At 62.8% G+C, this 2,242-nt stretch carries 1 protein-coding gene and 3 pseudogenes; 2 read left to right on the top strand and 2 right to left on the bottom strand.

Going from position 1 to position 2,242, the window contains the following annotated elements; genetic code table 11:
• Positions 1 to 155: 155 nt before the first annotated feature.
• A pseudogene (locus tag PKKP23_RS33255) lies at positions 156 to 536 on the top strand (transposase); the annotation flags it as partial.
• Positions 537 to 634: 98 nt separating this feature from the next.
• Here the strand turns inward: PKKP23_RS33255 and istB are convergent.
• Positions 635 to 1,384, bottom strand: coding sequence for an IS21-like element IS408 family helper ATPase IstB (istB, locus tag PKKP23_RS33250; protein ID WP_126880064.1), 750 nt, complete (start codon positions 1,382 to 1,384; stop codon positions 635 to 637).
• A gap of 16 nt (positions 1,385 to 1,400) precedes the next feature.
• Positions 1,401 to 2,114 (bottom strand): annotated as a pseudogene (locus PKKP23_RS33245) (Mu transposase domain-containing protein); the annotation flags it as partial.
• A gap of 42 nt (positions 2,115 to 2,156) precedes the next feature.
• Between PKKP23_RS33245 and PKKP23_RS35065 the strand changes: the two are divergent.
• Positions 2,157 to 2,242 (top strand): annotated as a pseudogene (locus PKKP23_RS35065) (IS6 family transposase); the annotation flags it as partial.

Below are 2,242 nucleotides of genomic sequence, written 5' to 3'. Positions count from 1 at the left end.
ATGACCGGTTGTAGAACCGCAGTCCTTCACCTTCTCACACGCACCAGCGCGGCATTGCAGCATGTATCGACAGCGAACCTCGATTGAGCTTGTGCTCAACGGGGAAGCCCTTGTAGGTGTTAGGCACTTCCCGCCAGACCAGGTATCCTGGCGAGATGAAAAATCGCAGGCCCCACCCAACGGATGTGTCGGATGAGGAGTGGTATTTTGCTGCTCCGTATCTGACCTTGATAAGCAAGGATGCGCCGCAGCGCCGCTACGAATTGCGCGAGATGTTCAACGCACTGCGCTGGATCGTGCGCGCGGGCGCACCGTGGCGTCTGCTGCCCAACGACTTCCCACCGTGGGAGTTGGTCTACCAGCAGACGCAGCGCTGGATTCAGGCAGGTTGCTTCGAGGCCATGGTGAGCGATCTGCGTTCGGTGATCCGGGTTGCGCAGGACCGCCGGGGCCAACCCAGTGCGGTCATTCTCGATGGTCGCACGTTGCAATCGACGTGCGAGAGCGGCCCGCGCGCAGGCTATGACGGGTACAAGTGCGGATTTCGGCGATGGTGATCAGTCGTTTCGGCGAACGTGATCAGTCTGGAAGGTGGTGTTGCGCGGTCAATGGATTATAGCGACGGTGATCACGATCAGGCGTCAGCGGACTCGGATTTCGTTTTCTTTCTCATCGAATCGCCCTTGATCGGAAGCTTGTGGGCCTGATGCACGAGCCGGTCGAGAATCGCGTCGGCGAGCGTGGGGTCTTGCAGCCACGCATGCCAGTGTTCGAGCGGCAACTGGCTGGTGATCACGGTGGAGCGTGTGCCGACACGGTCATCAAGTACTTCGAGCAGATCGTTGCGCGCGGCCTGGTCGAGATCCTGCAAGCCCCAGTCGTCGAGGATCAGCACATCGATCTTCGCGAGTTGCGCGAGCCGACGTGTGAAGCTGCCGTCGCCGTGCGCGATTTTCAGTTCTTCGAACAGCCGCGCGACGCGCACATAGAACACCGAGAAGCCCTGACGGCACGCCTGCTGGCCGAACGCACATGCGAGCCACGTCTTGCCCGCGCCCGTGGGGCCGGTCAGGATCAGGTTCTGCGCATTGCGCACCCAGTCGCAGCCGGCCAGCGTGGCGACGATGCGCTGGTCCAGCCCACGGCTTTGCCGGTATTCAATGTCCTCGACGCAGGCCTGTGGGTTCTTGAGCTTCGCCGCGCGCAGCAAACGTTCGAGTCGCCGCGTATCACGCCAGGCCAGCTCGCGATCTACGAGCATGCCCACGCGCTCCTCGAACGACAGGCTGGTGCTGGCCGAGAGCGTCGACTGCTCCTCGAACGCGCGGGCCATGCCGTCCAGTTTGAGCGCCTTCAGTTGGGTAAGGGTGTGCTGCATCAACATCGTGACCTCCTTCGGGTCAGTGGTAGTAGTCGGGACCGCGCACGTTCTCGTGCTCGGGCGAACGCCATTCGGTGAGCGTGATCGGGAGCGAGGGCTGCAGGTCAAGCCCCGCTTCCAGGATCGACAGCACGGAGCGGCGCGTGGGCGAGCCGATCTTCAATGCGCGCTGGCACGCGGCTTCCAGGCGGTGTTTGCTGTACTTGCGTGCGAGCGAGAGCAGACCGAGACAGGCGCGATAGCCCATCTCGGGGTGGGGTTTGTTGGTCAGCAGATGCCGCACGACAGCCTCGGCGCCGGGGCCGACGGATGCGCCCCAGTTGAGCAGCCGGCCCGGAGTCCATTCCATGTGCGCGCGATGCGCGGCCGGCATGTGTTCGGCGATGGTCGTGTGTTTGCCTTTGAGGCGCGAGCGTGCGTGCGCAGCGACACGCTTGCCGCCATGCAAGATCTCGACGCCGTGGCGGGTGATGCGCGCCCAGACTTCCTGCCGCGCGAGGCTGTGCGGGACGCTGTAATAGTGGCCGCCGACATCGACGTGGTAATCGATGTTCACACGGCACTTCTGGAAGGTGGCGATCTCGTAGCGCCGCACGGGCAACGCGCGCAGTACGGGCTGGTCCAGCCGTTCAAACCATTCGCGACGGTTGCCTTCGAGCCTCTTGAACGGGCGCTGGTTCAGGTCGGCGACCAGTCCTGCAATCGCCTTGTTGAGTTCGGCCAGACTGTAGAAGGGCAATGTCAACTTGGTGATGCAGGCGGCTAGAATGGTCAGATGACAAAGACCCGCTGCTCATTTCACGGCTACCGTTTCCCGGCAGCGATCATCAGCTGCGCGGTGCGCTGGTACCACCGCTTCAA

This window comes from Paraburkholderia kururiensis JCM 10599 = LMG 19447 (assembly GCF_003986935.1).
GTDB classification, from domain to species: domain Bacteria; phylum Pseudomonadota; class Gammaproteobacteria; order Burkholderiales; family Burkholderiaceae; genus Paraburkholderia; species Paraburkholderia kururiensis.
This window is presented reverse-complemented; position numbering and strand designations above follow the sequence as displayed.

Excerpts from the sequence above, each read along its gene's own strand:
- istB (WP_126880064.1), bottom strand. The coding sequence starts at position 1,384 with ATGTTGATGCAGCACACCCTTACCCAACTGAAGGCGCTCAAACTGGAC.